1 pseudogene is annotated in these 2,272 nt (G+C 68.8%); it reads right to left on the bottom strand.

The features are described from left to right. Positions 1–2,272 (bottom strand): annotated as a pseudogene (locus tag DD1DGNOD_RS12115) (hypothetical protein); the annotation flags it as partial.

Here is a 2,272-nt window from a genome sequence, read left to right as displayed (position 1 = left end):
CGGCGACCTTTACCGGTGGGAACTCGGCGACCTTTACCGGTGGGAGCGGAGGCGTTGGATCCCTGACCCTGGTCGCTTCCAGCAGCAGCCGGCGGGCTTCCCGGTCGGCCTTACCGAGCACCGGCTGCAGGTGTTTGGCCCATTCGTTGGCCACCCAGACGCCGGCGAGCTCGTCCGCCACCACCTTCGCCTCCGCGCCCTGCGGATGCTGCGGCCCCCAGCTGGTGACGGTGGCGAAGATGTCCCAGTCCACCCGGCGGACGGCGGCGACGAGATCGGTAGCGGTGCTCAGGCTCCGGCCCATGTGCAGCGGGACCCCGGGCAGGTCGAAGGTAGCGAGTGCGTCGATGAGCGCCACGTTGTCGGTGGCCGCCGCCAGCTCCTCGCACAGCCGTACGACACCTTCCGCGATCCGCACGCGCTCGGTCGCGCCCGCATCGGCGTTTGCGCGTAACACCGCCGAACCCTTGTCGACCAGAGCGGAGTACAGTGCCCGCGCAACCGAGGTCCGGTCCGCGACGGCACGCCGGACGCGTTCAGCGAGCAGACCGACGTTGCGCGCGGTGCACAGCTCGGTGATGTCGGCGACCGCGAAGATGGCGTGGGCCCGGTCACGGGCCTCCAGCCAGGTCGCCCCGTCGGGCAGTGGCTCCTCGGCGACCCTTGCGTCCGCGGGCAGCGGCTGCAGGGCGCTGATATCGATCGGCTGGCCGAGGACGATGCTGCGGTTGGTCTGCTCGGCGAAGACGAACAGGACGAGATCGGCGATCTCCTGGGGCAGACCCATCGGCTGGGGCTCGTCGAGCCACAGCCTCAGATCCCTGATGGTGACCGGTTTCCCGGCCGCCTCAGCCTCGACGATCCTGCGACCGAGGTGTTGCTCCCAGTGATGGCCAAGCACGAAGTACTGGTCGTGCTGCTCGCCGAGCCGCAGCGGGTTCGCGACCTTCTTCATGAGTGGCCGTTCACCGGGCTCCACCATGATTCGGTGTTCCGGATGTTCGATCGCCCGGCGGACCTGGCCATGAACCTTCCGCAGATCGGCCTGGCGGACCTCGGCGGGGAAATGCGGATGAGCAGGATATTCCCAGCTCAACAGTTGGTCGAGGAGGTTCTCGAACGCCTGCCGCAGCCCGGCGCCGGCAGGCACCTTGGGCGTGAACCCGGGTTCGAGGCTGACGAACATGTCGATCCCACCATGTGCGGTGTCGACCAGCGTCTCGTCCGGTGTGACGACGCCGTAAGCCTGCAGCAGGGCGTTGGACAGCCGGCTGCGCAACTGGTCGCGTAGCGCGGCCATCTGCTGCTTGGCGATGGCCTTGTCGTTGTCCGAAAGATGCCCGGCAAGCTGGTCGAAGCTCGGCCCGAGAGCGTACTGCAGGCGCACGTAACGGCCGAGGTCCCGCTCGACGTGCGCGGTGAAGTGACGCGGCACCCAGCAGATGGTGCGCGCGGGCCGCACCCCACGCAGGCGGCCCGCCCGGTCCAGGTCCTCTACCGGGGAGTGACCATCCTCGTCGAACGGGAAGCCGAAGGCGACCCGCCAGCCGCCGTGGGTGGGTACGAACATGCTGTCACCGAGGTCACCGGGGTCACGGATGGTGCCGTAGACGAGTTCGACGCCGCGCCTGGTGCCCCGCCAGATCGTGGTGTACGTGGTGACCCTGTCGAGCGTGACCTCCTTGGACGCGCCAAGTGCCTCGAACACCAACGTCCGCGCCGCCTGCCGGCGAGTGCCGTCCGAATCAGCGCCCTTGGCGTTGTCCAGGACGCCCTCGATGTCGATGCCGTCCAGGCGTACCGAGATCAGCGGGCTCGCGTCGTCACCGGTGAGCTGCACCGTGCCGAGCCGGGCCGCCCACTGGCGGACCACCTGGAGTACGGCGCCGGTCTCCTGGCCGGGCACCATGGAACGGATGTAGCCGTGGTTCAGCGCGACGATCTTGCGGGCGGTGAGGTCCCGCATCGAGGAGACCTCGGGCATGAGCGCGGCGAGCACCAGGGTCTTCGCGATGCGGTCGTCGCGGTGCACGGCATGGGTCGGTGGCACCGTGCCCACGGCTTCCTCGACAAGCCCGTGGCTGTCCAGGATGAGTCGACGGATCTCCGCATACACCTTCTGCGCGTTGCGCCACAGCGCTCCCAGCTCACCGCTGATCGGCTCGTCGTTCGCGACGAGCACGTCGAACAGGTCCGAGACCGGGACGAGCTGCCCGAGCGCGAGGGTGTTCCGCTGGTCGACGAGCAGTTGCTGCATGACCCGCAGCGCGGT

The sequence above is a fragment of the Candidatus Protofrankia californiensis genome (assembly GCF_900634765.1).
Classification (GTDB): domain Bacteria; phylum Actinomycetota; class Actinomycetes; order Frankiales; family Frankiaceae; genus Protofrankia; species Protofrankia californiensis.
This window is presented reverse-complemented; position numbering and strand designations above follow the sequence as displayed.